General features: G+C 62.3%; 22 protein-coding genes. 14 read left to right on the forward strand and 8 right to left on the reverse strand.

What is annotated here, in order from left to right:
• The 5 genes from Q8S60_RS00475 to Q8S60_RS00495 form a co-directional block, all read left to right on the forward strand.
• On the forward strand, nucleotides 1-1,193 hold a 1,193-nt coding region (locus Q8S60_RS00475; RefSeq protein WP_305668260.1), incomplete at its 5' end, for an OprO/OprP family phosphate-selective porin.
• Between the two features lie 24 nt (nucleotides 1,194-1,217).
• Nucleotides 1,218-2,066, forward strand: a complete 849-nt coding sequence (gene cysT / locus Q8S60_RS00480; RefSeq protein WP_305275049.1) for a sulfate ABC transporter permease subunit CysT — start codon at nucleotides 1,218-1,220, stop codon at nucleotides 2,064-2,066.
• A gap of 9 nt (nucleotides 2,067-2,075) precedes the next feature.
• A complete protein-coding gene (gene cysW / locus Q8S60_RS00485) occupies nucleotides 2,076-2,909 on the forward strand; it encodes a sulfate ABC transporter permease subunit CysW (RefSeq protein ID WP_305275047.1) in 834 nt (277 codons plus the stop codon).
• Nucleotides 2,881-4,011, forward strand: coding sequence for a sulfate/molybdate ABC transporter ATP-binding protein (locus tag Q8S60_RS00490; RefSeq protein WP_370867242.1), 1,131 nt, complete (start codon nucleotides 2,881-2,883; stop codon nucleotides 4,009-4,011). Before cysW ends, Q8S60_RS00490 begins: the two co-directional genes overlap by 29 nt.
• A gap of 208 nt (nucleotides 4,012-4,219) precedes the next feature.
• A complete protein-coding gene (locus tag Q8S60_RS00495) occupies nucleotides 4,220-5,728 on the forward strand; it encodes an NAD(P)/FAD-dependent oxidoreductase (RefSeq protein ID WP_305275045.1) in 1,509 nt (502 codons plus the stop codon).
• Between the two features lie 104 nt (nucleotides 5,729-5,832).
• On the opposite strand, the gene Q8S60_RS00500 is transcribed toward Q8S60_RS00495, so the two are convergent.
• The gene (locus tag Q8S60_RS00500) at nucleotides 5,833-7,089 is read right to left on the reverse strand and encodes a cytochrome P450 (protein WP_305668261.1); all 1,257 of its coding nucleotides are present in this window, start codon (nucleotides 7,087-7,089) and stop codon (nucleotides 5,833-5,835) included.
• Between the two features lie 341 nt (nucleotides 7,090-7,430).
• Between Q8S60_RS00500 and Q8S60_RS00505 the strand changes: the two genes are divergently transcribed.
• The 3 genes from Q8S60_RS00505 to Q8S60_RS00515 all read left to right on the forward strand — a co-directional run bounded on the left by Q8S60_RS00505 (nucleotide 7,431) and on the right by Q8S60_RS00515 (nucleotide 10,290).
• Nucleotides 7,431-8,603, forward strand: a complete 1,173-nt coding sequence (locus tag Q8S60_RS00505) for an acetyl-CoA C-acetyltransferase (RefSeq protein WP_305275040.1) — start codon at nucleotides 7,431-7,433, stop codon at nucleotides 8,601-8,603.
• A 112-nt stretch (nucleotides 8,604-8,715) separates the two neighbouring features.
• Nucleotides 8,716-9,450, forward strand: coding sequence for a DUF1003 domain-containing protein (locus tag Q8S60_RS00510; RefSeq protein WP_305275038.1), 735 nt, complete (start codon nucleotides 8,716-8,718; stop codon nucleotides 9,448-9,450).
• A 111-nt stretch (nucleotides 9,451-9,561) separates the two neighbouring features.
• Nucleotides 9,562-10,290 carry a MerR family transcriptional regulator gene (locus tag Q8S60_RS00515; RefSeq protein ID WP_305275037.1) on the forward strand — a complete coding sequence of 243 codons (729 nt, stop codon included), beginning with the start codon at nucleotides 9,562-9,564 and terminating at the stop codon, nucleotides 10,288-10,290.
• Nucleotides 10,291-10,297: 7 nt separating this feature from the next.
• Here Q8S60_RS00515 and Q8S60_RS00520 read toward each other — a convergent pair whose 3' ends face one another.
• The 4 genes from Q8S60_RS00520 to Q8S60_RS00535 form a co-directional block, all read right to left on the reverse strand.
• Complete coding sequence (locus tag Q8S60_RS00520; RefSeq protein WP_305275036.1) at nucleotides 10,298-11,383, reverse strand: ABC transporter ATP-binding protein; 1,086 nt, start codon at nucleotides 11,381-11,383, stop codon at nucleotides 10,298-10,300.
• 29 nt (nucleotides 11,384-11,412) lie between these two features.
• Nucleotides 11,413-12,267, reverse strand: a complete 855-nt coding sequence (locus tag Q8S60_RS00525; protein ID WP_305275035.1) for an ABC transporter permease — start codon at nucleotides 12,265-12,267, stop codon at nucleotides 11,413-11,415.
• A complete protein-coding gene (locus tag Q8S60_RS00530) occupies nucleotides 12,264-13,181 on the reverse strand; it encodes an ABC transporter permease (RefSeq protein WP_305275034.1) in 918 nt (305 codons plus the stop codon). Before Q8S60_RS00530 ends, Q8S60_RS00525 begins: the two co-directional genes overlap by 4 nt.
• Nucleotides 13,182-13,381: 200 nt before the next feature.
• A complete protein-coding gene (locus tag Q8S60_RS00535; RefSeq protein ID WP_305275032.1) occupies nucleotides 13,382-14,473 on the reverse strand; it encodes a PotD/PotF family extracellular solute-binding protein in 1,092 nt (363 codons plus the stop codon).
• A 359-nt stretch (nucleotides 14,474-14,832) separates the two neighbouring features.
• Between Q8S60_RS00535 and Q8S60_RS00540 the strand changes: the two genes are divergently transcribed.
• Both Q8S60_RS00540 and Q8S60_RS00545 read left to right on the forward strand, forming a co-directional pair.
• Nucleotides 14,833-15,354: a GNAT family N-acetyltransferase gene (locus Q8S60_RS00540; protein WP_305275031.1), complete on the forward strand. Its 522-nt coding sequence runs from the start codon at nucleotides 14,833-14,835 to the stop codon at nucleotides 15,352-15,354.
• A 262-nt stretch (nucleotides 15,355-15,616) separates the two neighbouring features.
• The gene (locus tag Q8S60_RS00545; RefSeq protein WP_305275030.1) at nucleotides 15,617-17,419 is read left to right on the forward strand and encodes an ATP-binding protein; all 1,803 of its coding nucleotides are present in this window, start codon (nucleotides 15,617-15,619) and stop codon (nucleotides 17,417-17,419) included.
• Nucleotides 17,420-17,460: 41 nt separating this feature from the next.
• On the opposite strand, the gene Q8S60_RS00550 is transcribed toward Q8S60_RS00545, so the two are convergent.
• On the reverse strand, nucleotides 17,461-17,658 hold the full coding sequence (locus tag Q8S60_RS00550; RefSeq protein WP_305275029.1) for a plasmid stabilization protein: 198 nt from the start codon (nucleotides 17,656-17,658) through the stop codon (nucleotides 17,461-17,463).
• Nucleotides 17,659-17,930: 272 nt separating this feature from the next.
• Here Q8S60_RS00550 and Q8S60_RS00555 point away from each other — a divergent pair, with 272 nt between their 5' ends.
• A complete protein-coding gene (locus tag Q8S60_RS00555; protein WP_305275028.1) occupies nucleotides 17,931-18,170 on the forward strand; it encodes a DUF2061 domain-containing protein in 240 nt (79 codons plus the stop codon).
• A gap of 3 nt (nucleotides 18,171-18,173) precedes the next feature.
• On the opposite strand, the gene Q8S60_RS00560 is transcribed toward Q8S60_RS00555, so the two are convergent.
• Entirely contained in the window at nucleotides 18,174-18,794 is a 621-nt protein-coding gene (locus Q8S60_RS00560; RefSeq protein WP_305275026.1) for a CoA pyrophosphatase, read from the reverse strand.
• A 278-nt stretch (nucleotides 18,795-19,072) separates the two neighbouring features.
• Here Q8S60_RS00560 and ald point away from each other — a divergent pair, with 278 nt between their 5' ends.
• The 3 genes from ald to rpmF all read left to right on the forward strand — a co-directional run bounded on the left by ald (nucleotide 19,073) and on the right by rpmF (nucleotide 21,286).
• Nucleotides 19,073-20,191, forward strand: coding sequence for an alanine dehydrogenase (ald, locus tag Q8S60_RS00565; RefSeq protein ID WP_305275024.1), 1,119 nt, complete (start codon nucleotides 19,073-19,075; stop codon nucleotides 20,189-20,191).
• Between the two features lie 130 nt (nucleotides 20,192-20,321).
• Nucleotides 20,322-20,915 carry an SPOR domain-containing protein gene (locus Q8S60_RS00570; protein ID WP_305275021.1) on the forward strand — a complete coding sequence of 198 codons (594 nt, stop codon included), beginning with the start codon at nucleotides 20,322-20,324 and terminating at the stop codon, nucleotides 20,913-20,915.
• 188 nt (nucleotides 20,916-21,103) lie between these two features.
• On the forward strand, nucleotides 21,104-21,286 hold the full coding sequence (gene rpmF / locus Q8S60_RS00575; RefSeq protein ID WP_012110466.1) for a 50S ribosomal protein L32: 183 nt from the start codon (nucleotides 21,104-21,106) through the stop codon (nucleotides 21,284-21,286).
• Nucleotides 21,287-21,335: 49 nt separating this feature from the next.
• Here the strand turns inward: rpmF and Q8S60_RS00580 are convergent.
• Nucleotides 21,336-22,385 (reverse strand): M14 family metallopeptidase (locus tag Q8S60_RS00580; RefSeq protein ID WP_305668262.1); only part of this gene is annotated, 1,050 nt, incomplete at its 5' end.

Raw genomic sequence — 22,385 nt, forward strand, 5'->3', positions numbered from 1 at the left:
CCGTCGTCTTCAAGGGCGGTCCCGCCTTCGAAGCGGCGGATGGAAGTTGGTCTTTCAAGGTGCGCGGTCGCGTCGAGGCGGACGCCGCCTTCTACAACAAGAGCGGCGGCAACAGCCCCGTCGACTTCAATAACGGTACCGAGCTTCGCCGCGCCCGCATCGGCGTCGACGGCAAGGTGCTGAACGACTGGCTCTATCGCCTCGAAGCGGATTTCGCCAAGGCGAGCCGCAACGACAGCGACAGCAGCGAAATCGACGTGAAGGACGCCTATATCGCCTTCACGGGCATCGAGAGCACCCGCATCACCGTCGGCCAGCACAAGACGCCGAACTCGCTGGAACAGCTCGTCAGTTCGACCGATCTCGTCTTCACCGAGCGTCCGCTTGCCGTCGAGGCCTTCAATCATCGGCTGACCGCCGGCGGCGACTTCAAGGCCGGCGTATCGGTGGGCTACACCGGCGAAAACTACACGCTGACGACGGGTCTCTTCGGCGCCAACTTTGCCGCCAGCAGCGACAGCTCGGCACTTGGTGTCGCCAACGACGAAGGCTGGGGCGTGCATGGCCGCGGCACCTTCGCGCCCATCCAGGAGAAGGGCAAGGTGCTGCATCTCGGCGCCTCGGGCTACTGGCGCGACGCCGGCGGCCAGAACGGCTTCGGCGGCACGAGCGTCCGTTTCCGTTCGGGCCCGGAAGTCTCCGCCGTGGACAACACGCGCCTCGTCGATACCGGCAATCTCGCCGCCGATACCTACACCTCGGCCGGCGCGGAACTTGGCGGCATCTACGGCCCCTTCCATGCCCAGGCCGAATATCTCGTCGCCTCCGTCGACCAGACGGCGGGACTGCCGAGCCTCGATTTCGACGGCGGCTATGTGCAGCTCGGCTATGTGCTGACCGGCGAAAGCCGCAACTACAAGAACGGCCTGTTCTCCCGCGTGAAGCCCGCCAATCCCTTCTCGCTCAAGGGCGGCGGCGCGGGCGCCTGGGAAATCGCCACCCGCTTCAGCACCATCGATCTCAATGACGATGCGCTGCGCGGCGGCTCGCAGGACAATTACACGGCCGCGCTCAACTGGTATCCCAACGAATATATCCGCGTCGGTGTCGACTATGTCCGCTTCGATGCGGAACGGAACGGCATCACGACCGAAGGCGACGCCGTCGTCAGCCGCATCGGCGTGGCCTGGTAACGGACAGTCGAGGGAGGTCGCATCATGACTGTTCTGTCTCTGCCAAAGCGGTCTCCCTCAGTGCTGCCGGGCTTCGGCCTCACCATGGGGCTGACGCTGACATGGCTTAGCCTCATCATTCTCATTCCGCTTGCCGGCGTCTTCATCAAGTCGGCGGGCCTCGGCTGGGATGCCTTCCTCGCGCTTGCCACCGATGCGCGCACGGTTGCCGCGCTGAAGCTCAGCTTCGGCGCGGCGCTTGCCGCTGCCGCGATCAACGCGGTGTTCGGACTTCTCGTCGCCTGGGTGCTGGTGCGCTACGACTTTCCGGGCCGCCGCATCGTCGATGCCGCGATCGACCTTCCCTTCGCGCTGCCGACCGCCGTTGCCGGCCTCGCGCTCACCGCGCTTTATGCGCCGAACGGCTGGATCGGTTCGCTGATCGAGCCGCTCGGCCTCAAAATCGCCTACACCTCGGCGGGCGTCGTCGTCGCGCTGGTCTTTATCGGTCTCCCTTTCGTGGTCCGCACCGTGCAGCCGGTGCTTGCCGATTTCGACAAGGAACTGGAAGAGGCGGCGGCGACGCTCGGCGCCACGCGGTTCCAGACCATAAGCCGCATCGTCTTTCCCGCGCTCATGCCGCCGCTTCTCACCGGCTTCGCGCTCGCCTTCGCGCGCGGCGTCGGCGAATACGGCTCCATCATCTTCATCGCGGGCAACATTCCCTATCGCTCGGAAATCGCGCCGCTGCTGATCGTGATCCGGCTTGAGGAATTCAACTATGCGGGCGCGACGGCCATCGCCGCCGTCATGCTCGTCATTTCCTTCGCGCTGCTGCTCGTCATCAACCTGCTGCAGGCGTGGAATCGCCGCCGCATCGGCTTCACCGGTTAGGAGAGCATCATGCAGATAGACGAAAGCCGGGCGGTGAAGGCGGCGCTGATTGCGACGAGCTTCCTCTTTCTCGGCCTTGTGCTGATCCTGCCGCTTGCCTCCGTCTTCACGGAAGCCTTCCGGCGCGGCGCGGAACCCTTCTTCGCCGCGCTCATCGAACGGGACGCGCTTTCCGCCATTTACCTGACGCTCTTCGTGGCGGCGATCGCGGTCCCCGCCAATCTCGTCTTCGGTCTCGTCGCCTCATGGGCGATCGCGAAGTTCGAATTTCCGGGCAAGTCGTTTCTCGTCACGCTGATCGACCTGCCGTTCTCGGTCTCGCCGGTCATCTCCGGTCTCGTCTATATCCTGCTGTTCGGCTCCTACGGCCTCTTCGGTCCATGGCTGATCGAAAACGGCATCCAGATCGTCTTCGCTGTGCCGGGCATTGTTCTCGCCACCATCTTCGTCACCTTTCCCTTCGTCGCGCGCCAGCTCATTCCGCTGATGGAGCAACAGGGCACCGGCGACGAGGAAGCCGCGCTGTCGCTCGGCGCGTCCGGTTTCCAGACCTTTCGCAAGGTGACGCTGCCCAACGTCAAATGGGCGCTGCTCTACGGCGTTCTTCTCTGCAACGCGCGCGCGATGGGCGAGTTCGGCGCCGTCTCCGTCATATCGGGTCATATCCGCGGCAAGACCAACACCATGCCGCTTCATGTGGAGATCCTCTACAATGAGTACAATTTCGTTGCCGCCTTCGCGGTTGCCTCTCTCCTGGCTTTCCTCGCCCTCGTCACCCTCGTCCTCAAATCGCTCCTCGAATGGCGGTACGGTGGTGAACTTGCCGCGAGCGGGCGCCACTAATTCGCGGCATGACAGGGACGAAGCGCGCACGCGCCGCGCGCCGGTCCGCATCGATGTCGAGGAACTGGGCAAGAGCTACGGCGACTTTGCGGCGCTGGACAATATTTCGCTCACCGTCCGCCCCGGCGAATTGCTGGCGCTGCTCGGGCCCTCCGGCTCCGGCAAGACGACGTTGCTCCGCGCCATCGCCGGTCTCACCGCGACGGAGGAAGGCACCATTCGCTTCGATGGCGAAGACGCGACCTCGCTCAGCTTGCGCGAGCGACGCGTCGGCTTCGTCTTCCAGCAATATGCGCTTTTCCGCCATATGACCGTCTTCGACAATGTCGCCTTCGGGTTGCGCGTCCGTCCGCGCGACGAGCGCCCCCGCCCGGGCGAGATCGCGCGCCGCGTGCGCCGCCTGCTCGAACTTGTGCAGTTGCAGGGACTTGAGACGCGCTTTCCGAGCCAGATTTCCGGTGGTCAGAGGCAGCGGGTGGCGCTGGCCCGCGCGCTCGCCATCGAACCGACCGTGCTGCTGCTCGACGAACCCTTCGGCGCGCTCGATGCGAAAGTGCGCAAGGAACTTCGCCGCTGGCTGCGCGAACTTCACACCGAAACCGGCCTCACGACCATCTTCGTCACGCATGACCAGGAGGAAGCGCTGGAGCTTGCCGACCGCGTCGTCATCATGCGCGCCGGCAGGATCGAGCAGATTGGCACGCCAGCCGAAATCTACGACGAACCGGCAACGCCCTATGTCTGCGAATTCCTCGGCGGCGTCGCCCGCTTCGACTGCACGGCAAAGGACGGCGAGGCGGAAATTCTCGGCGGGCTCTTTCCCGTGGGCAATGGCGATGGCGATTATTCGGGGCCCGCGCTCGCCTATGTCCGCGCGCACGAGATCGCGGTCGTCTCGCGCGAGCAGGCGGAAGGCGTGCCCGCACTCATCCGCGCCGTCCGCCCGTTCGGCCCGGCCATCACCGTCGAGCTTTCGATCGAGGGGCATCACGACCGCATCGAGGTTTCGGTGCCGCGCGAACTCCATGACGGCGGCGAGATTGCAGTCGGGCAGGGCGTCTTTGTCCGTGCCACCTCCGCGCGGATTTTTCCGAAGGACTAGAGCTTTCGTAGAGGTAAGAAAGCGTTGTTTTCCGCCCTTGCGGCGTGGTTCCGGGCTCGCGATTTACGGCGTCACCCTAGAAAACTCCTGCGTCAATTTGATCGGACGCTGGCCAATTTAGGGTATTGACCCTAGTCTTCCCGATCTCAAAATAGAGTTATCGGGAATCCGGCGCCAAAGAAGCGCCGATGGAAGGAAGACCAGGGACATGCCAGACACAGGAACGCTTACCAGACCGGCTCCGGACGCCTCGCAGCAAGCCGAACATTTCGATGTGCTGATCGTCGGCGCGGGCATCTCGGGCATCGGCTCGGCCTATCATCTCCAGCAGCAGAGCCCGGACAAGAGTTTCGTCATCCTCGAAACGCTCGAGACCTTCGGCGGCACTTGGCACACGCACCGCTATCCGGGCATCCGCTCCGACAGCGATCTCTACACTTTCGGCTACCGCTTCAAGCCGTGGACGGGCGATCCCATCGCATCCGCCGACAAAATCCTGAAATACATGGAAGAGGTGATCGAGGAGAACGATCTCGCCCGCCATATTCGCTACGGCCACAAGATCGTCTCGGCCGACTGGTCGAAGGAAGACGCGCTCTGGACCGTCCGCGCCGTGCGCACGGATACGGGCGAGGAACGCCGCTTCACCACGAACTTCCTCTGGATGTGCCAGGGCTATTACCGCCACGACCAGGGCTATACGCCGGAATGGCCGGGCATGGACAAGTTCAACGGCCGGATCGTCCATCCGCAGACCTGGCCGGAAGACCTCGACCTCAAGGGCAAGAAGGTCATCGTCATCGGCTCGGGCGCCACGGCGGCGACACTCGTTCCCGCCATTGCCGGCGACTGCGAACACGTAACGCTGCTGCAGCGCTCGCCGACCTATTTCATTCCCGGCCGCAACGCGAACGAGCTTGCCGACAGGCTGCGCGAGCTCCAGATCGACGAGGAGTGGATCCACGAGATCACGCGCAAGGAAATCCTGCACAATCAGGATCTATTCACACGGCGTTCCTTCGAGGAGCCGGAAGAGGTTCGCAAGGAACTGCTCGATGCCGTGAAGCTCTTCCTGCCGGAAGACTTCGTGAAGAAGCACTTCACGCCGAAGTACCGCCCCTGGCGCCAGCGTATCGCCTTCGTGCCGGATGGCGACATCTTCCAGGGCATCGCATCGGGCAAGGCCTCCGTCGAGACCGACGAGATCGAGTGCTTCACGGAAAAGGGCATCCTGCTCAAATCCGGCAAGGAGCTTGAAGCCGACATCATCATCACGGCGACGGGTTTCCACCTGTCGGTTCTCGGTGACATCGCGTTCAGCAAGGACGGCACGCCCATCGACTTCGCCGACACCGTCACTTGGCGCGGCATGATGTTCACCGGCGTGCCGAACATGGCCTGGGTCTTCGGCTATTTCCGCGCGAGCTGGACGCTCCGCGTCGACCTGATGGGCGATTTCATCTGCCGCCTCCTCAATCACATGAGCAGCCATCAGGCGAAGTCCGTGACGATCGAAATTCCGGAAGCGGACAAGGACATGAAGCGTCTGCCTTGGATCGATCCGGAAAACTTCAATCCGGGCTATCTCATGCGCAGCATGCATCTCCTGCCGAAACGCGGCGACAAATACGAGTGGCAGCACACGCAGGATTACTGGCGCGAAAAGGACGAGTTGCCGCAGATCGATCTCGACGGACCGGAATTCGTCTACGAGTAAGGCAAGACCTCACGGCAAACAAAAGGCGGCTCCAGCGAGCCGCCTTTTTCTATTCTCCACTATCGTCATTGCCGGGCTTGACCCCGGGGGTGACGATTTTCTTTTCACGCCGCCTTGCGCTTCATCGAATACCTGACCGGCAGCCGCTTCAGCCCGCTCACGAAGCTCGCCTCCACCCAGGCCGGGTCGCCCGCGAGTTCGATATGGTCGAGCCGCGCCAGAAGTTCCTTGTAGAGCGCGCGGATTTCCATTTTGGCCAGATGCTGGCCGAGGCAGAGATGCGCGCCATAGCCGAAGGCGAGGTGCTTGTTGGGCGAGCGTTCGATCCTGAACGCGAAGGGATCGTCGAAGGCGTCCTCGTCGCGATTGGCCGACCAGTAGCACATCAAGAGATTGTCGCCGGCCTTGATCTTCTGCCCGCGCAATTCGTAGTCGACGGCGGCGGTGCGGAAGAAGTGCTTCACAGGCGTCGTCCAACGGATCATCTCGTCGATGGCGCCGCCCAGATATTTTTCCGGATCGGACTTCAGCTTCGCGAATTCCTCCGGGTTCTGCATCAGCGCCAGCAATCCGCCTGCCGCCGTGGAGCTTGTCGTGTCGTGGCCGGCGGTGGCGACGATGATGTAATAGGAGATCGCCTCCAGATGCCCGATGGGCTCGCCGTCGATGGTCGCGTTCGCGATCACGCTCGCCACGTCGTCCTTCGGGTTCTTGCGGCGGTCCTCGGTCATCGCGGTGAAATAGTTGAAGAACTCGGTCACCGTGTTGACGGTCTCGGTCGCGTCCGGCCGTTTCATGTCCGGGTCGGTCGAGCCGAACAGTTCCTGCGTCAGCTTCAGCATGATCGGCTCGTCTTCCGCCGGCACGCCGAGCACCGTCATGATGACGCGCAGCGGATACCAGACCGCGACGTCGGAGACGAAATCGCATTCGCCGCCCTTCGCTTCCAGCCGGTCGATATATTTTTCCGCCAGCGCGTCGACGCGAGCGGAAATCGCCTTCAGGTTCGGCGGCATGAACCAGGCCTGAGTCAGCCCGCGATAATTGCGGTGATCGGGATTGTCCATGTCGACCAGCGAGCGGATCAGCTTCGACTGGCCGCCGGTGAATTTCCGCACTTCCTCCTCAAGCTCGATCGACTGCAGCGTCAGGCGCGGATCGTTGAGGAACTTGTCGTTCTGCCGCTCCACTTCCATGATGTCGGCGTGTTTGGAAACGGTCCAGAACGGGCGGAAGCCGTCCGGCTCCGTCCAGCGCACCGGCTCTTCCTTGCGGAGCTGTGTGAACAGCTTGTGAAATTCGTCCACGTGGGCATAGGTTTTCGGATTGACGATCGCATTGTCGATGCTTCTGTCCGTCATGATCTCTCTCCCTCCGCCCGTTTCCGGGGCTCTGATCGTTTCGCGCACCGTCCGGTCAAAATCCGATCAACCAGGATGCCGGGCAATGCCGCCGTGACGTTGCGTAAACCGCTAAATTGTTGCGGCACAAGGCTTTCTCATAACATTGGGCAGAGTTTGGGCGGCTTGCAAGCGGATGTTTCCGGCTGGACAAGCGGGGCCCCATGTACAAGATGTGCGCCAGACGCATTGCAAAATGACCGTTGAATCATAACGTGTATATACATAAAAACTGTCTATACGCATGACATGTCGCGGCGCCGCTCAAGGGCGGGCGCCGGTCCAGAACAGGAGACAAGACAATGGCTGAAGCCTATATCGTCGCCGCCGCGCGCACCGCGGGCGGCCGCAAAGGCGGCAAACTGAAGGACTGGCACCCGGCCGATCTCGGCGGCAAGGTGATCGACGAGCTGGTGAAGCGCACCGGCGCCGACCCGGAACTCATCGAGGACGTCATCGTCGGCTGCGTCGACCAGGCGGGCGAGCAGGGCATGAACATCGCGCGCAACGCGGTGCTCGCGTCCGGCCTTCCGGAAAGCGTGCCGGCCACCTCCGTCGACCGCCAGTGCGGCTCGTCGCAGCAGGCGCTCCACTTCGCCGCGCAGGCCGTCATGTCGGGCGCGATGGATGTCGTCGTCGCGGCCGGTATCGAAAGCATGACGCGCGTGCCGATGGGCATGCCGATCTCGCTTCCCTTCAAGAACGGCTTCGGCATCTACAAGAGCCCGAACATCGAGCAGCGTTACCCGAACATCCAGTTCAGCCAGTTCGCCGGCGCCGAAATGATGGCCAAGAAGTATGGCCTCACCAAAGCGCAGCTCGACGAGTTCGCCTATAACAGCCACCAGAAGGCGATTGCCGCGACGCAGGCCGGTCTCTTCGACCGGGAAATCGTATCGCTCGAAATCACGCTGGAAGACGGCACCAAGGAAATCCACAAGGTCGACGAAGGCATCCGCTTCGACGCCAATCTCGACGCCATCAAGAGCGTGAAGCTCCTGGTCGAAGGCGGCGCGATCACGGCCGCGTCCTCCTCGCAGATCTGCGACGGCGCGTCCGGCGTCATGATCGTCAACGAGAAGGGCCTGAAGGCGCTCGGCGTCGAGCCGCTCGCCCGCATCCACCACATGACGGTGGTCGGCGGCGATCCGGTCATCATGCTCGAAGCCCCGATCCCCGGCACCGAGAAGGCGCTGAAAAAGGCCGGCATGAAGATCGAGGATATCGATCTCTACGAAGTGAACGAGGCCTTCGCCTCCGTTCCGGTCGCCTGGGCGAAGGTGCTCGGCGCCGATCCGGAAAAGCTCAATGTGAACGGCGGCGCGATCTCGCTCGGCCATCCGCTCGGCGCGTCCGGCACCAAGCTGATGACGACGCTGGTTCACGCGCTGAAGGCGAAGAACAAGCGCTACGGCCTGCAGACCATGTGCGAAGGCGGCGGCCTCGCCAACGTCACGATCGTCGAGCGTCTCTGACGCGCCTCGTCTGAAAAAGCAGAGGCGGCGCAGCGATGCGCCGCCTCTTTTTTATCCGCCGTCCGCCGCCGCTCTTCGCCTATACTGAGCGGGCCAGCGGGGAGCCGGACCGATGTCGAAGACGCATGAACATTCAGGCGGGGAGCGCCGCCATTGCGCCCTTTGCGCGCCGGGCGAGCATCGCGGCGGGCTCGTGCCCTTCGCCGCGATCCGCGAGCCCATTCTCGATCTCATCCGCGCCGGCCATCCGGACCTGCCGGCCGAAGGCTTCCTCTGCCACCGCCATCTCGACCACTATCGCGACCTCTATGTCCGCCGCGCTATCGAGGCGGACAAGGGCCAGCTCGACGAGCTTGAAAGGGAAGTCGTCCGCAGTCTCGAGGATAACGACATCCTCGCCGCCAATGCGGAGGAGATATTCGAGGGCACGCGCACGCTCGGCGAACGCCTCTCTGACGTGATCGCCGAGTTCGGCGGCAGCTGGCGTTTCATCATTTTTTTCGGCGCGGTCCTGTTCGGCTGGATCGCGCTCAATATCGTGGGGCTCTTCGCCGATCCGTTCGATCCCTATCCCTTCATCCTGCTCAATCTGGTGCTCTCCTGCCTCGCCGCCATCCAGGCGCCGATCATCATGATGAGCCAGAAGCGGCAGGAATCGCGCGACCGGGTCCGGGCCAAGAACGATTACAAGATCAACCTGAAGGCCGAGCTCGAGATCCGGAACCTCCACGAAAAGCTCGATCATCTGCTCATCCATCAGTGGCAGCGCCTCATGGAAATCCAGCAGATACAGGTCGAACTGATGAACGAAATCGCACGCCGCGGCGACCGCGGACGGGACCGCTGAGCCGGATCCCTTGAAATCAGCCGATATTCGTCATCCTGCCTTTTGCCGCGACTCTGTTAGACTGGGGGCCGATCAGGGGGACGATGCCAAGCCTATGAAAATGCCAAGCCTATGAAGATGAAAGAACTGGAGGCCGCGACCGGGATCGGCCGCGAAACCATCCGCTACTATATTCGCGAGGGCCTGCTGCCGGAGCCGGTGCGGCCGAAGCGCAATGTGGCGGCCTATGGGCGCGAGCATGTGAAGCGGCTCAATCTCATCCGCCGCCTGCAGCAGGAGCGCCATTTGCCGCTCTCCGTCATCAAATCCATCGTGACGTCCGAGATGGGCGCGCCCGCGGAGGGGTTCGAGGCGCTGATCGGGCTCGAGGTCGCGATGGGGCCGCTCCTGTCCGACGGGCGAAATCTCGCGCCGCAAAGGATTGCCGATGTCGCGAAGACAACGCGGCTCACCGTCGACGAGATTCGCAAGTTCGCCGAAATAGGCCTCATCCATATCGATGCGCGCGACGGCGCGGAATGGCTCAACCAGCGCAATGTCCGTATCATGGAAATCATCGCGCAGACCCGCGCCGACGGTTTCACGCCCGATATCGGCTACACGATCGAGAGCTATGAAATCTATCCGCATATGATCGAGCTTCTGGCGCGCCGTGCCGTCGTCGGCTTCTACTCGCGGCTCGGCGACAAGCTCGACCAGCCCGCCGCCGCCAAGCTCGCCGTCAACGGCATCCGCACCTTGAGCGAAATGGTGCCGCTCATGCTGATCGATCGGATCGTCCGCGACGTCGAAAAGATCAGCGCCAGCGGCGTGCTGCCGACGGCGGAAGAGGACGTGTGAGCGCCTCTTACCCCAGCACCAGCGTGTCGCTCTTGCGCCAGTAGACCCAGTATTCCTCGCCGGCGGTGAAGATGATTTCCTCGATGTCGCTTGAGACGTTGGAGATGTCCGCCTGCAGGGGCGCCGGCAGGCCGATGTCGAAGAAGACGTTGCTGTAGCTGCCGAAATAGGCGACCTCGCCGACCTTGCCCTTCACGGCGATGACGGCCGGGTCCGTGGGCTTCGTTTCCGAGACGAAAATCTTTTCCGGCCGCACCGCGAGCGCGACCTTGCCCGTCGCCGTTCCCGCCAGCGTCACCTCGCCGATCACGGGCGCCGTCACCTTCACCTGGCCGTCGCCCGCCGCCACGGCGTCGCCCTCGATCATGTTGATCTTGCCGATGAAGTCCGCGACGAAGCGGTTGGCCGGCTGTTCGTAAAGCGTCGTCGGCGGCGCCACCTGCTGCACGGTGCCGGCGTTCATCACCGCGATGCGGTTCGCCATGGACAGCGCTTCCGACTGGTCGTGCGTCACGATGACGAAGGTGATGCCGACCGTCTTCTGCAGGCGCACCAGTTCGAGTTGCATCGCCTCGCGCAGCTTCGCGTCGAGCGCCGAGAGGGGTTCGTCGAGCAGCAGCACCGAGGGGCGCTTCACCAGCGCGCGGGCGAGCGCGACGCGCTGGCGCTGGCCGCCCGACATTTCGTCCGGCATGCGCTTGCCGTAGCCGCCGAGCTTCACGAGTTCGAGCGCTTCGGCCACCCGCTCCCTGATCTCCTTCGCGGGCCGCCGGTCCATCTTCAGTCCGTAGGCGACGTTCTGTTCCACCGACATATGCGGGAAGACGGCGTAGGACTGGAACACCATGTTGATGGGCCGCTTGTTCGGCTGCACCTTCGACATGTCCTGCCCGTCGACGATCACCTGGCCATGCGTCGGCACCTCGAAGCCCGCCAGCATGCGGAGAAGCGTGGTCTTGCCGCAGCCGGACGGTCCCAGCAACGCGAAGAATTCGCCACGCTTCACTTCGAGGTTCACCTCGTCCACCGCCTTGACGGTGCCGCCGAAGATCTTGCTGACGTTCTTGATCTGGATGATGGGCTCGTCGGACATCTGGACTTTCCGGTGTTTGGCGACGCGGCCTAGTGGGCGGCGTTGCCGATCATGTTGTTGCGGTTCTGCATGCGGAGCGCGAAGGCGGTGACGACGAGCGTCAGCAGGATCAGCACCGTCGAGGCGGCGTTCACCTCCGGCGTCACCGAGAAGCGCACCATGGAATAGATCTTCACGGGGAAGGTCACCGTGTCGGGACCGGATGTGAAGAAGGTGATGACGAAGTCGTCCAGCGACAGCGTGAAGGCGAGCAGCGCGCCGGCGATGAGGCCGGGCTTCATGTGCGGCACCACGATGTCGCGGAAGACGCGGTATTCGTTCGCGCCGAGGTCGCGGGCGCATTCGGCAAGCTCGCGGTTGAAGCTTTCGAGCCGCGCGCGGATCACGATGGCGGCGAAGGGAAACGAGAAGGCGATATGCGCGATGGTGATGGCGGACAGGTTCAGCGGCCAGGGCATGCCGGAAGGCCAGCCGATCCGCGCGAAGAACACCATCATCGCGACGCCCATGCAGATTTCCGGGATCACGATGGGCAGCGCCATGCCGCCTTCGTAGATGGCCTTGCCGGGAAAGCGGTAGCGCCACAGCACGTAAGCCGTCAGTGCGCCGAGCACGGTCGAGAACAGCGTCGTGAAAAGCGCAATGGTCAGCGAGTTGCCGAAGGCGAGCATCAGCGCCTCGTTGTTGAAGAGCTTCACGTAATAGTCGGTCGTGAAGCCGCGCCAGACGATGTTGCGGCGGCTGTCGTTGAAGCTGAAGACGATGAGCCCGACGATCGGCGCATAGAGGAAAAAGAGGGTGACGGCGACGATGGCGCGCAGCCAGAAGCGCCGCGCATAGTCGAGCGGGCCGATGGGATCGGGGTTGCGGCTGAAGATGCTCATCTTACGTCTCCTCGTCCTTCCTTCCTCATCAGCACCGCGCGGACCGCCAGCGCGAAGAAGGTCGCGTACATCAGCAGGAAGCTCAGCGCCGCGCCGAAGGGCCAGTTGTTCGCCTGCTTGAACTGGCTCGCGATCACGTTCGCGATCATCTTGCTGTCCGTGCCGCCGAGCAGGTCGGGCGTGAGATAGGAGCCCATGGCCGGAATGAAGGTGATGACGATGCCCGACGCGATGCCCGGCAGCGCCAGCGGCACGACGATGGAGAAGAAGGTGCGCGTGTGTCCCGCGCCGAGGTCGAGGCTCGCCTCCAGGTAGGAGCGGTCGAGCCGGTCGAGCGCGGCATAGAGCGGCAGCACCATGAAGGGCAGGCTCACATAGACGAGACCGAAGACGACCGCCGTGTTGTTGTAGAGAAGCTGCAGCGGCGTGAACGGCCCGACGATGGTGTTGTCGCCGAGCCCGATCAGCGACAGCGCCCAGTCGGCGTTGACGACGATCCATTCGAGGCCGTTGTTGATGAAGCCGTTCGTCCTCAGCACCGCGATCAGCGCATAGGTGCGGATCAGCAGGTTGGTCCAGAAGGGCAGGATGACGAGCAGCAGCAGCCACATCCGCATGTTGGGCTTGGAAAAGACGATGGCGATGGCGACAGGGAAGGCGACGACGAGGCAGATCGCCGTCGTCGCCGTCGCCATCACGATCGATTTCCAGAAAATGCCGAGATAGAGCGGCTCCAGCGCGCGGGCATACTGGTTCAGGTTCCAGTCCAGCGTGATGTCGATGACGCCGGTCTTGCTCGAAAAGCTGTACAGCCAGATCAGCGACAGCGGAATGATGAAAAAGGTGACCAGCCAGAAAGTCGGCGGCGCGAATGCCGCCCAGAATGTCTGTGCCGATCTCTTCCAGTTTTCCATGCAGACCAAGCCCCCCCGAAGGGCACGCGGAAAATCAATGCAACATTTTAGTCCAGCAGACCTTTACGGTCAGCATCTCCGTTCCACCCGCGCCCAAGGGGAGGGTGGCTTCATCGTCGACGATGCCCTTTTCATTTTCGCCGTCGCCACGGCGAAAGTGAAAAGGGCGGGCAGTTTTGGCTGCCCGCCCTGTCGTCCGCCTATGCGGCGTTGATCTTCGTGCAGAGCTCCTCGCGCATCTGCACCACGTCCTCGCCCAGATAGGAAGCGACTTCCGACGCCTCGATGGCGGCGTCCGGCGGGAAGATGGCCGGGTTGGTCTGGTACTCTTCCGGCATCAGGTCGAAGCCCGCCTTGTTCGGCGTCGCATACTGGATGTAGTCGGTGATGAGCTGGTTCGCTTCCGGCTCGTAGATGTAGTTGATGAAGGCATGGGCGTTGTCCGGGTGCGGCGCGCCCTTGGGGATGCACAGCGTGTCTTCCCAGATGATGCCGCCTTCCTTGGGCAGCACGAAGCCGACATCGTCGTCCTCGGTCATGAGCTGCGCGATATCGCCATTATATTCCATGGTGATGTCGACTTCGCCGGAGGCGAGCAGGTCCTGGCCGTTGTCGTCGGCGAAGCTCTTGATGTTCTTCTTCTGCTTGATGATGAGCTCGGCGGCAGCCTCGTTCTCGGCCTTGTCGGTCGAGTTGAGCGAATAGCCGAGATATTTCAGCGCGCAGCCGATCATCGTGCCGCAATCGGAGAGGAGGGCGATCTTGCCGGCATATTCGTTGCTGTCGTAAAGCACCTTCCAGCTGTCCGGCGGCGTCGACACGGCCGACTTCCTGTAGCCGATGCCGATGGTGCCCCACATATAGGGCAGCGAATATTTGCGGCCCGGATCGAACGGCTCGTCCATGAAGCGCGGGAACAGGTTCGAAATGTTCGGGATCTTCGAATGGTCGAGTTCCTGCAGCATGTCGGCGGCGATCATGCGCGGGATCCAGTCGTTCGACGGCACGATCACGTCGTAGCCGGGATTGCCGCCGCGCAGCTTCGCGAAGAGTTCCGAATTGTCGGCGAAGAGGTCCATCTTCACTTCGATGCCGGTCGCGGCCTTGAAATCCTCCAGCGTCGTCTCGCCGATATAGGTATCCCAGTTGTAGAAATTCAGCTTCTTCTCTTCGGCGGCGGAAGCGAATTTCGGCATCGCGGTGATGCTCAGGCCTACAGCGGCGGCTCCCGTCATGAACTGCCGGCGCGACAGCGCCCCCAGCAGTCCGGCCATGCCTCTTTTACGGTTCATTGAAAAGTCCTCCGTTTGAGATGTATGTGCCCCGCCCCCTGCCAGAGGTCGTGCGGCCGAGAGATCGTCAGTGTTCATTGGTTTTTACGTCAGCGCAAGCTAAGGGCCCCCTCGCGAAGGCCCCGGCGTCGAAAATTTTAAACGGAACCCGCGAGGCGCGCCACCGGGCTCATGTGCGGTGCAAAAGAAACGGGCATGCTGCTCCTGCCCGGGCCACAACGGGCACCCGACCTGCTTCTCCGGCGGTCTTTCGGGGCCTTCGCGCGCGCTGGATGACGGTTCCGTAATGAACGAGAAAATCGGGAGAGGAACATGCTGGGGATGCTCGTCCTGTCCTTCTCCTCCTGTACACTCCCGCCATGACCACCATCGACGTCACTCCCGCGCGGCCTGACGAAAAGCCCGTGCTCGCCAATCTGATGCAGCTCTATATTCACGACTTCTCCGAACACTGGGCTGGAATGGCGAATGGCGAGCTGCAGAATGACGGGCGCTTTCCGGCCTACCCGCATCTCGATGCCTACTGGTCGGACCCGGCCCGCATTCCGCTCCTGCTCCGGCGCGAGGGCGTGCTGATCGGCTTCGCGCTCCTCAACGATCACGCGCATGGCGGCGTGGCCGTGGACCGCAACATGGCCGAGTTCTTCATCGTGCGGAAGCATCGGCGCGGCGGCATGGGCACCGCCGCCGCGCATGCCGTCTTCAGCCGCTATCCCGGCTCGTGGGAAGCCGCCGTCGCGCGGCGCAACCTGGCCGCGCTCGCCTTCTGGCGGAAGGCGATCGCGAGCCATCCCCATGTCCGCGATATCGAAGAGATCGACATTTCCACGAAAGAGTGGAACGGCCCGGTAATCCGTTTCCGCATTTTGCCGCTGGCGTGAGGGGATTTTCCCTCTCCCCTCGGGGAGAGGGAGGGAGCTCTATGTGAAGATGTTCGTATACGTCGTTGTGACGAGGTCATTTTAATCGTATACTGAACAAATTGTTCAGCGAGCCTCTTGGTCAGATTTGATCCACAGGCAGATTGAGTGTTGACGTACCTTTCCCCGGACTTAGGTCCCGCGATAGGTGGATTCGCCTCTCATTAGCTTGGGGCGGTTCGGCTTATCCGTGCGCCTTGGTTCCTTGAAACGAGGCGAATTGATGGCAAATCTTCTAAAAACAAATGTTGCGCAGAATGGATTGACCAAGTTGATCCAGAGGTTGGGGCGCGACTGCACCCCCACGCAATTTGTCCGCGAATTTACAATGAATAGCATTGAGGCTGTTCAGCGCACGAAAAAGGCCGGCCAAATTTATGTAGACGTGAACTGGGATATTTACGAGCGGGCTCGCGTACATAAAATATGTTTCATCGACAATGGCGATGGAATGACGGCTGATGAAATGCGAGAGCATCTAAACAACCTGTCTTCGAGTGGTGCTGAGCAGAACATTTTTGAGAATTACGGTATGGGAGCGAAGATTGCTGCGCTCACGCGGAATCATGCCGGTGTCATCTATGACTCTTGGAAGGACGGCGTTGGTCACCGTATCATCATTAAGTACGACGAGAACGAACGTGCTTATGGAATAGCGCGCACTACATCAGAGGACGGACAAGCTCACTGGTATTTGCCGCTTAGTGACAGTGAAAAACCAAAGTTGATCGTAGAGCACGGAACGCGCGTCACTTTGATGGGTATGAAGTTCGATGAAGACACTATGCAGCCGCCCGCTGATGCGAAAGGTGGCGCCGAGAACTGGCTCTATCAGTATTTGAATACGCGATTTTTTAGGGTGCCAGAGAAGGTCGAGATGCAAGTCCGCATTGGCTATTACCGGCCAGCCGATAATACGAAGCATAATTATACGCGCAAGGTTAAGGGGCAGAAGGAAACGTTGGACGGATATGCGACTGAAAATGGGGTCGTTCAATTGTCGGACGCAAGAGTCCATTGGTGGATACTTGATAGTAAGCGTGCTGGGCACGGTCGGGAGTATGTCGTTGGGCATACCGGCTGCATCAATCAAAACGAACTTTTTGATTTGGCTGACGGACGCTCTAACCGAGCTGCCGGATTTGGGGTCATTTTTGGCAAAGAAGATGTTGTCCTGTATGTCGAACCTAGGGAGGGATATGTCCAGGATACGACACGTACGCGTCTGGTTCAGAACGATGGGTCGCCTCTGCCGTGGGACCGGTGGCAAGACGAATTTCGCGAGAAGATGCCCGCCGCAATAAAGCAGTTTATGAATGAACGAATTCGGGCTGCAGAGAATCAATCGCACAGCGAAAGTATTCGGGAGCGGCTTCGGTCGATCAGTAAATTTTTCCGTCTTAGCCGATATCGGCGGTCTGCTTCAGGTGTGCACGAAGCGGATCCGCATTCCGAAACTAAAGGACGAGTGGGCACCGGGACCGGAACTAGCGAAGGCGACGGAGGCTACAGGAAGGGACGCGATGGAGATGCTGCGGGTATGCTTGAAGCGATTTTGCTGTCTGGAGTCAAAGAAGGAGGGCTTCGCGCTGACGAGGTGACGCCTGATAGGTTTCCCGAGGTCACATGGATCAGCGCGGCGGATGGAACGCGGTCACCTGATGAACTTGATGATCGGGCTGCTGAATATCTTGAGAAAGATAATTTGATCCGCGCTAACGCAGACTTTCAGGGGTTTACCGACATTATTGAGTATTTCTCGGAGCAATACGGGGATGTTCCTGGAAGCGAAAGTATCATCAAAAATGATGTTCAGGAGGTGTTTGAGCAACAGCTTATCGAAGTTGTTGCGGGCGCTCTCTCCTTTAGGAACCGGCCTAAATGGACCCCTGACCAATTTAAGCAAGCCGTTTCTGAAGAGGCGCTTACGGCGGCAGTTATGTGTCGATATCATCTCGTGAATCATGTCCGGAGATCGATAGGCGGTAAATTGGGCAAAGCTGGTTCTAAGCTTGCTGAGGCTTAAGCGCACCTTTGTAACTTGCGTGGGTGAGGGAGGCGCTTCTTTCACCACCTCCCATCCCCCAGCGCCTCGAGCCGGTCGAGCAGCGCCTCGAACAACACGGGCGGCACCGCGTAGAACTCGACGCGGTTGCGCGACAGGATCGCCAGCGTGTCGCCCTTCGCGGCGGCGAGATGGCGGACGGGGTTCTTGCGGAAGTCGGTCACGGAGATGGTGCGCCGAGCGCGCATTTCAGAGAGCATGGGCGGTCTCCTCCAGAGATAAGGCGAAAGCAGACGGCGGCTTACCGCTTCGGCGGTTTCGTACCTCCGCGCGCATTGCGGCCGTCACCTCGCCCGTCTTCTAGACCCGCCCCGGAGGCCGGGGATAAACCCGCCCGGCGAGCTCCAAATCCCTCCATGACAGATTTATGACAGTTCGATGACAGCCGGCCCTTTTTCCGTCCGGCCTTGACATTCCCATCCCTCTCTTTTAAATAAGAATAAGTCGCAAGAGCGGCTTTGAACAGGTGATCATGATGCGCGACATATTGAAGACCATCAGCTACGGCTCGCTCCACTTCTCGGTGGGGTTCGGCGTCGTCTATCTGCTGACCGGCGAAGTCACGATCGCGGCGGGCGTCGCGCTGATCGAGCCCGCGGTCAACACGGTGGTCTTCTATTTTCACGAAAAGGCGTGGGCGCGATTTCCGGCCAAGGCCTTGAAGGGGTTCGGTTTTCCGGGGCGCGGGCAGGGGCCCTTGCAGGCCGCCTGAGGCTCAGCGCCAGGCCCAGACGGGCTGCTCCATATGGGCGACGCGTGTCGCGCGTCCGGCCAGTCCCACCTCGCCGAACTGATGCAGTACCGCCGCCGTCGGCGCGTGGACATGGCTGTCGCCGAGCAGCAGGCGGATCACGGGCCGGTCGCTTTCGGGGATGGTGAGGAAGACGGGCGAATCCGGCCTTGTCAGTTCCGCGAGCGGGAAGGGGTGGATCGAGGCGACTTCGTCCGCGCCCGGCGCCATGCCCTCCGTCTCCGCCGCCCAGACCACGACCGGGGTGATGAGATAGCCGGACCGCGTCGGATAATCGTCAAGCATTCCAAGCACTTGCGCCTCGCCCGGGTCGAGCGCCACTTCCTCGCGCAGCTCGCGAAGGGCAGCCTCCACCGGGCCCTCGCCCGCGTCCAGGCGGCCGCCGGGCAGCGCCCATTGGCCGGCATGGGCCCGCATTTTCGCGACCCGCCGCGTCAGCAGAAAGCCGGCGCCGCCGTCATGCGGCACCAGGGTAATCGCCACCGCCGCGCGTTTCAGCGCGCCCTCATGCAGGCTCTCGCGCGCGAAGCCGTCGAGCCGCGTCTTGATCGTCATCCGCAGGGCGTCGTCGAAAAAATAGCTCATGCCGGTTTCCTAGCACGGCCCGCGCGGCGCCGCGCCCTTGTCCTCGCGGTGTTTAAGATAACGGGCCGGCGCTGGACAGACGTTCAAGAGCGGGCGGCGCGAAGTTCCAATGTTTCAAGCTATTCATGAGGATAGCGGCGATGACGCCTGCGCGCCGCGCGGCCTCCGGCGCTTAGGATAATAGACGCCGGTCCCCGATTGGCCATGCCGCTCGTCTTGGAGGCGCCTGCCGCGCGCGTTACACTTTTCGCAGTTTCCCTCCCCCTCACGAGGCCCCCATGCGCATCGGCGTTCCCAAGGAAATCAAGGTTCACGAATACCGCGTCGGCATGACGCCATCCGCCGTCCGCGAGGCAGTCCATCACGGTCACGAGGTCGTGGTGCAGAAGGGCGCGGGCTTTGCCATCGGTCTTTTCGACGAGCAGTACGAGGCCGCCGGGGCGAAGATCGCGGATTCGGCGGAAGAGATTTTTGCCTCCGCCGACATGATCGTAAAGGTGAAGGAGCCGCAGCCGTCCGAATGGAAGCAGCTTCGCGAGGGACAAATCCTCTTTACCTACCTGCACTTGGCGCCCGATCCCGAGCAGGTGAACGGGCTCATGAAGTCGGGCTGCATCGCCATCGCCTACGAGACCGTCACCGATGCGCGGGGCGGGTTGCCGCTGCTCGCACCGATGTCCGAAGTCGCGGGCCGCATGTCGATCCAGGCCGGCGCCCATTGCCTCGAGATCGCTCAAGGCGGCCGCGGCATGCTGTTGGGCGGCGTTCCGGGCGTGCCGGCCGCCAAGGTCGTCATTCTCGGCGGCGGCGTTTCCGGCACCAATGCGGCGCGCATGGCGATGGGCCTCGAAGCCCATGTCACGGTCATCGACCTCAATCTCCACCGCCTCTACGAGCTCGACATGCAGTTCGGTCCGAGCCTCAACACCATCTATTCGACGGTCGATGCGATTGAGGAAAGCGTGCTGGGCGCGGATCTCGTCATCGGTGCCGTGCTTGTTCCCGGTGCTGCCGCGCCGAAGCTCGTCAGCGAGGACATGGTCAGGCGGATGAAGAAGGGTTCGGTGCTGGTCGATATCGCGATCGATCAGGGCGGCTGCTTCGCGACCTCGCACGCGACCACCCATGCCGAGCCGACCTATGTGATGCATGACGTCGTTCACTATTGCGTCGCCAACATGCCGGGCGCCGTCGCGCGCACCTCCACCTTCGCCCTCAACAACGCGACGCTCCCCTTCACGCTGGCGCTCGCCGACAAGGGCTACCGTCAGGCCCTCAGCGACAATCCGCACCTCCTCGCGGGCCTCAACATCCATAAGGGATTGCTCACCTACCGCGCCGTTTCCGATGCCCTGGGTATCGCCTATCACGACGCGAAGGCGGTTCTGGCTTCCTGACAAGTGATTGATCTGGCACGTGTTTTCAAAAACATGTGCCAGATCGAGGCGCCTTTAAGTGTGAGTTAACCATAGCCGGGTCACCCTGTTCCGAGCCGCAATTTCGCGCGGCGAGGGAATGGGGGTTCTCATGTTCGACAAGGTTCAGAGGGATCGGTTCTGGCTGGTGCTGGGTGCCATTCTGATCGGCCTCTTCGTCATGCAGAAGGAACGCGGTCTGGTGGAGCCCCGTCAGGCATCCGGCTATGACCGTGGCGGGATGACCTATCTGGTCGAGCAGACAAGGGCGATCCCCACCGTTTCGCGGACTGCAGCGCGTCCCGTTGCACGACCGCAGGTGCAGATGGCGTCCTGGAGCGACGATCCCTATGCCGGCCTCGTCACCGGCTCGATCTCGCCGGCGGCGCCCAAGCCGCTCGCCCGTCCGGCCCCCGATGCGTCCATTCGCGTCGCCTCGCTCGCGCCCGTGGCCTCCACCAGCTATTACGTGCAGCTCGGCGCCTATAGCGGCATCGACCACGCCAGCCGCCGCTATTTCGACATTCTGGGCCGCGAGCCCGATCTCCGGGGCAATGAGCGCGTCTCCATCGATACCGCGCGGGTTTCGGGCGAAGAAGTCCACCGCGTCCGCATGGGCCCCTTCGCCAGCGAGGCCAGCGCCCGCGCCGCTTGTGCCCGGGCGGCCGTACCGGCCGATGAATGTGCGGTGGTCGTGCTCAACTGACGGATTTCCGTGGCACTTGTGGACTTCCGGGCTGTTTTCACTGTATAAGGCCCGCCAAAGGCCGTCCGGTCGGCGTTTCCGCCTGACCGTTCGCGGCCAATATTCTGTTTTCAAAGCCTTTTTCGTGAGGGCAGGGCCCCGGACCATCCGGCGGACCGTTCCCGCGATACAATCGGAGCCTGAAGCCCATGGCCGTCCCCAAGAGGAAAACCACCCCGTCGAAGCGCGGCATGCGCCGTTCGGCCGATGCGCTGAAGCAGCCGGCCTATGTCGAGAACCCGGATTCGGGCGAACTGCACCGTCCGCATCATGTCGACCTGAAGTCCGGCATGTATCGCGGCAAGCAGATCCTGAAGCCGAAGGGCGAGTAAGCCTCCAGCTTCCGACGCGTTTTGAACGCCGCCTTCCGGGGCGGCGTTTTTATTTGTGCAGGGCCTTCAGCGCCGCCGCGCAGACGTCGCGCGTCTGCGCCGTCACCGTTTCCTTCCAGTCGTCCGCGTCGACGTAAAACGCATCGCGGATCATCTTCGCGACATCCTGCGCCTTCGGATTTTTATGGCCGCCGTTCTGGTGCAGCCAGTTGTCGGCCTGCAGCGCCACCGTCACCTCGCGGATCGGCACCGTTCCGAATTCGAGCCCGCCCGAGGTCACCTCGCGTCCCGCCAGTTCCTCGGCAAAACAGACGGGGATCGAGCCCGGCACGTCGGACGAGATCGAGCCGCCGCCGACCGTCGAGCGCACGATCGGTCCCCACCAGGCTTTCATCCGTTTGAACGTGTCGGCCGTTTCGGGGTCCGTGCAGATCATCTCTCCGGCACCCCGCGCCCCGAGGCCGGTGTGGATATCCACGAATATCACGCGCTCCGCCGTGCCCATTTCCTCGCGGATGATGGCGCGCAGCGTGCGGTTCGACCAGACCGGCTCGCAGCCGCCATACTGCACGCCATTCGGATGCGTGTACTGGCCGGCGCTGAGCGCATGCTGCATCGCCGGGTGCCCGTGCTTCTCCGCATAGGCTTTCATTTTCTCGCGGCTTTCCGCCATGGTTTCCGGCGAGATGTCGCGCGGGTTGATGACGTCGGCCAGTTCCTCGTAGCCCGGGTTTTCCGGATGCGGTTTCGAGTGGTCGAGGAAGTTGCGGTTGAGGTCGACATTGTCCTCGTTCACGCGCCGGTTCCAGGCGAAGCCATAGGGGTTGATCGCGTGGATGAAGAGGATGGCCGTGCCGGGCGGCAGGTCGCGTCCGAAGCCCTCGCTCAGGAGCGCCGTCTGGATGCCGGAGCCGCAATAGCCTTCCACGCCATGCGTGCCGGAGCCGATGCCGAGGATAAATAGCGCATCCTTCGGCCCGAGCCGCGCGACATCGGTCGCCAGCTGTCCGCCGTCCGGTCCCTTCAGCGGGTGCTCGCGATGGTTAACGGCCGCCCCCGCCGCGCGGGCGGCATCGAGGAACCTCGCCCTCGCCTCGGC

Origin of the sequence: Parvibaculum sp. (genome assembly GCF_030694575.1) — a bacterium.
Taxonomy (GTDB): Bacteria; Pseudomonadota; Alphaproteobacteria; order Parvibaculales; family Parvibaculaceae; genus Parvibaculum.

Excerpts from the sequence above, each read along its gene's own strand:
- cysT (WP_305275049.1), top strand. The coding sequence starts at position 1,218 with ATGACTGTTCTGTCTCTGCCAAAGCGGTCTCCCTCAGTGCTGCCGGGC.
- cysW (WP_305275047.1), top strand. The coding sequence starts at position 2,076 with ATGCAGATAGACGAAAGCCGGGCGGTGAAGGCGGCGCTGATTGCGACG.
- Q8S60_RS00495 (WP_305275045.1), top strand. The coding sequence starts at position 4,220 with ATGCCAGACACAGGAACGCTTACCAGACCGGCTCCGGACGCCTCGCAG.
- Q8S60_RS00500 (WP_305668261.1), bottom strand. The coding sequence starts at position 7,089 with ATGACGGACAGAAGCATCGACAATGCGATCGTCAATCCGAAAACCTAT.
- Q8S60_RS00505 (WP_305275040.1), top strand. The coding sequence starts at position 7,431 with ATGGCTGAAGCCTATATCGTCGCCGCCGCGCGCACCGCGGGCGGCCGC.
- Q8S60_RS00510 (WP_305275038.1), top strand. The coding sequence starts at position 8,716 with ATGTCGAAGACGCATGAACATTCAGGCGGGGAGCGCCGCCATTGCGCC.
- Q8S60_RS00515 (WP_305275037.1), top strand. The coding sequence starts at position 9,562 with ATGAAGATGAAAGAACTGGAGGCCGCGACCGGGATCGGCCGCGAAACC.
- Q8S60_RS00520 (WP_305275036.1), bottom strand. The coding sequence starts at position 11,383 with ATGTCCGACGAGCCCATCATCCAGATCAAGAACGTCAGCAAGATCTTC.
- Q8S60_RS00525 (WP_305275035.1), bottom strand. The coding sequence starts at position 12,267 with ATGAGCATCTTCAGCCGCAACCCCGATCCCATCGGCCCGCTCGACTAT.
- Q8S60_RS00530 (WP_305275034.1), bottom strand. The coding sequence starts at position 13,181 with ATGGAAAACTGGAAGAGATCGGCACAGACATTCTGGGCGGCATTCGCG.
- Q8S60_RS00535 (WP_305275032.1), bottom strand. The coding sequence starts at position 14,473 with ATGAACCGTAAAAGAGGCATGGCCGGACTGCTGGGGGCGCTGTCGCGC.
- Q8S60_RS00540 (WP_305275031.1), top strand. The coding sequence starts at position 14,833 with ATGACCACCATCGACGTCACTCCCGCGCGGCCTGACGAAAAGCCCGTG.
- Q8S60_RS00545 (WP_305275030.1), top strand. The coding sequence starts at position 15,617 with ATGGCAAATCTTCTAAAAACAAATGTTGCGCAGAATGGATTGACCAAG.
- Q8S60_RS00550 (WP_305275029.1), bottom strand. The coding sequence starts at position 17,658 with ATGCTCTCTGAAATGCGCGCTCGGCGCACCATCTCCGTGACCGACTTC.
- Q8S60_RS00555 (WP_305275028.1), top strand. The coding sequence starts at position 17,931 with ATGATGCGCGACATATTGAAGACCATCAGCTACGGCTCGCTCCACTTC.
- Q8S60_RS00560 (WP_305275026.1), bottom strand. The coding sequence starts at position 18,794 with ATGAGCTATTTTTTCGACGACGCCCTGCGGATGACGATCAAGACGCGG.
- ald (WP_305275024.1), top strand. The coding sequence starts at position 19,073 with ATGCGCATCGGCGTTCCCAAGGAAATCAAGGTTCACGAATACCGCGTC.
- Q8S60_RS00570 (WP_305275021.1), top strand. The coding sequence starts at position 20,322 with ATGTTCGACAAGGTTCAGAGGGATCGGTTCTGGCTGGTGCTGGGTGCC.
- rpmF (WP_012110466.1), top strand. The coding sequence starts at position 21,104 with ATGGCCGTCCCCAAGAGGAAAACCACCCCGTCGAAGCGCGGCATGCGC.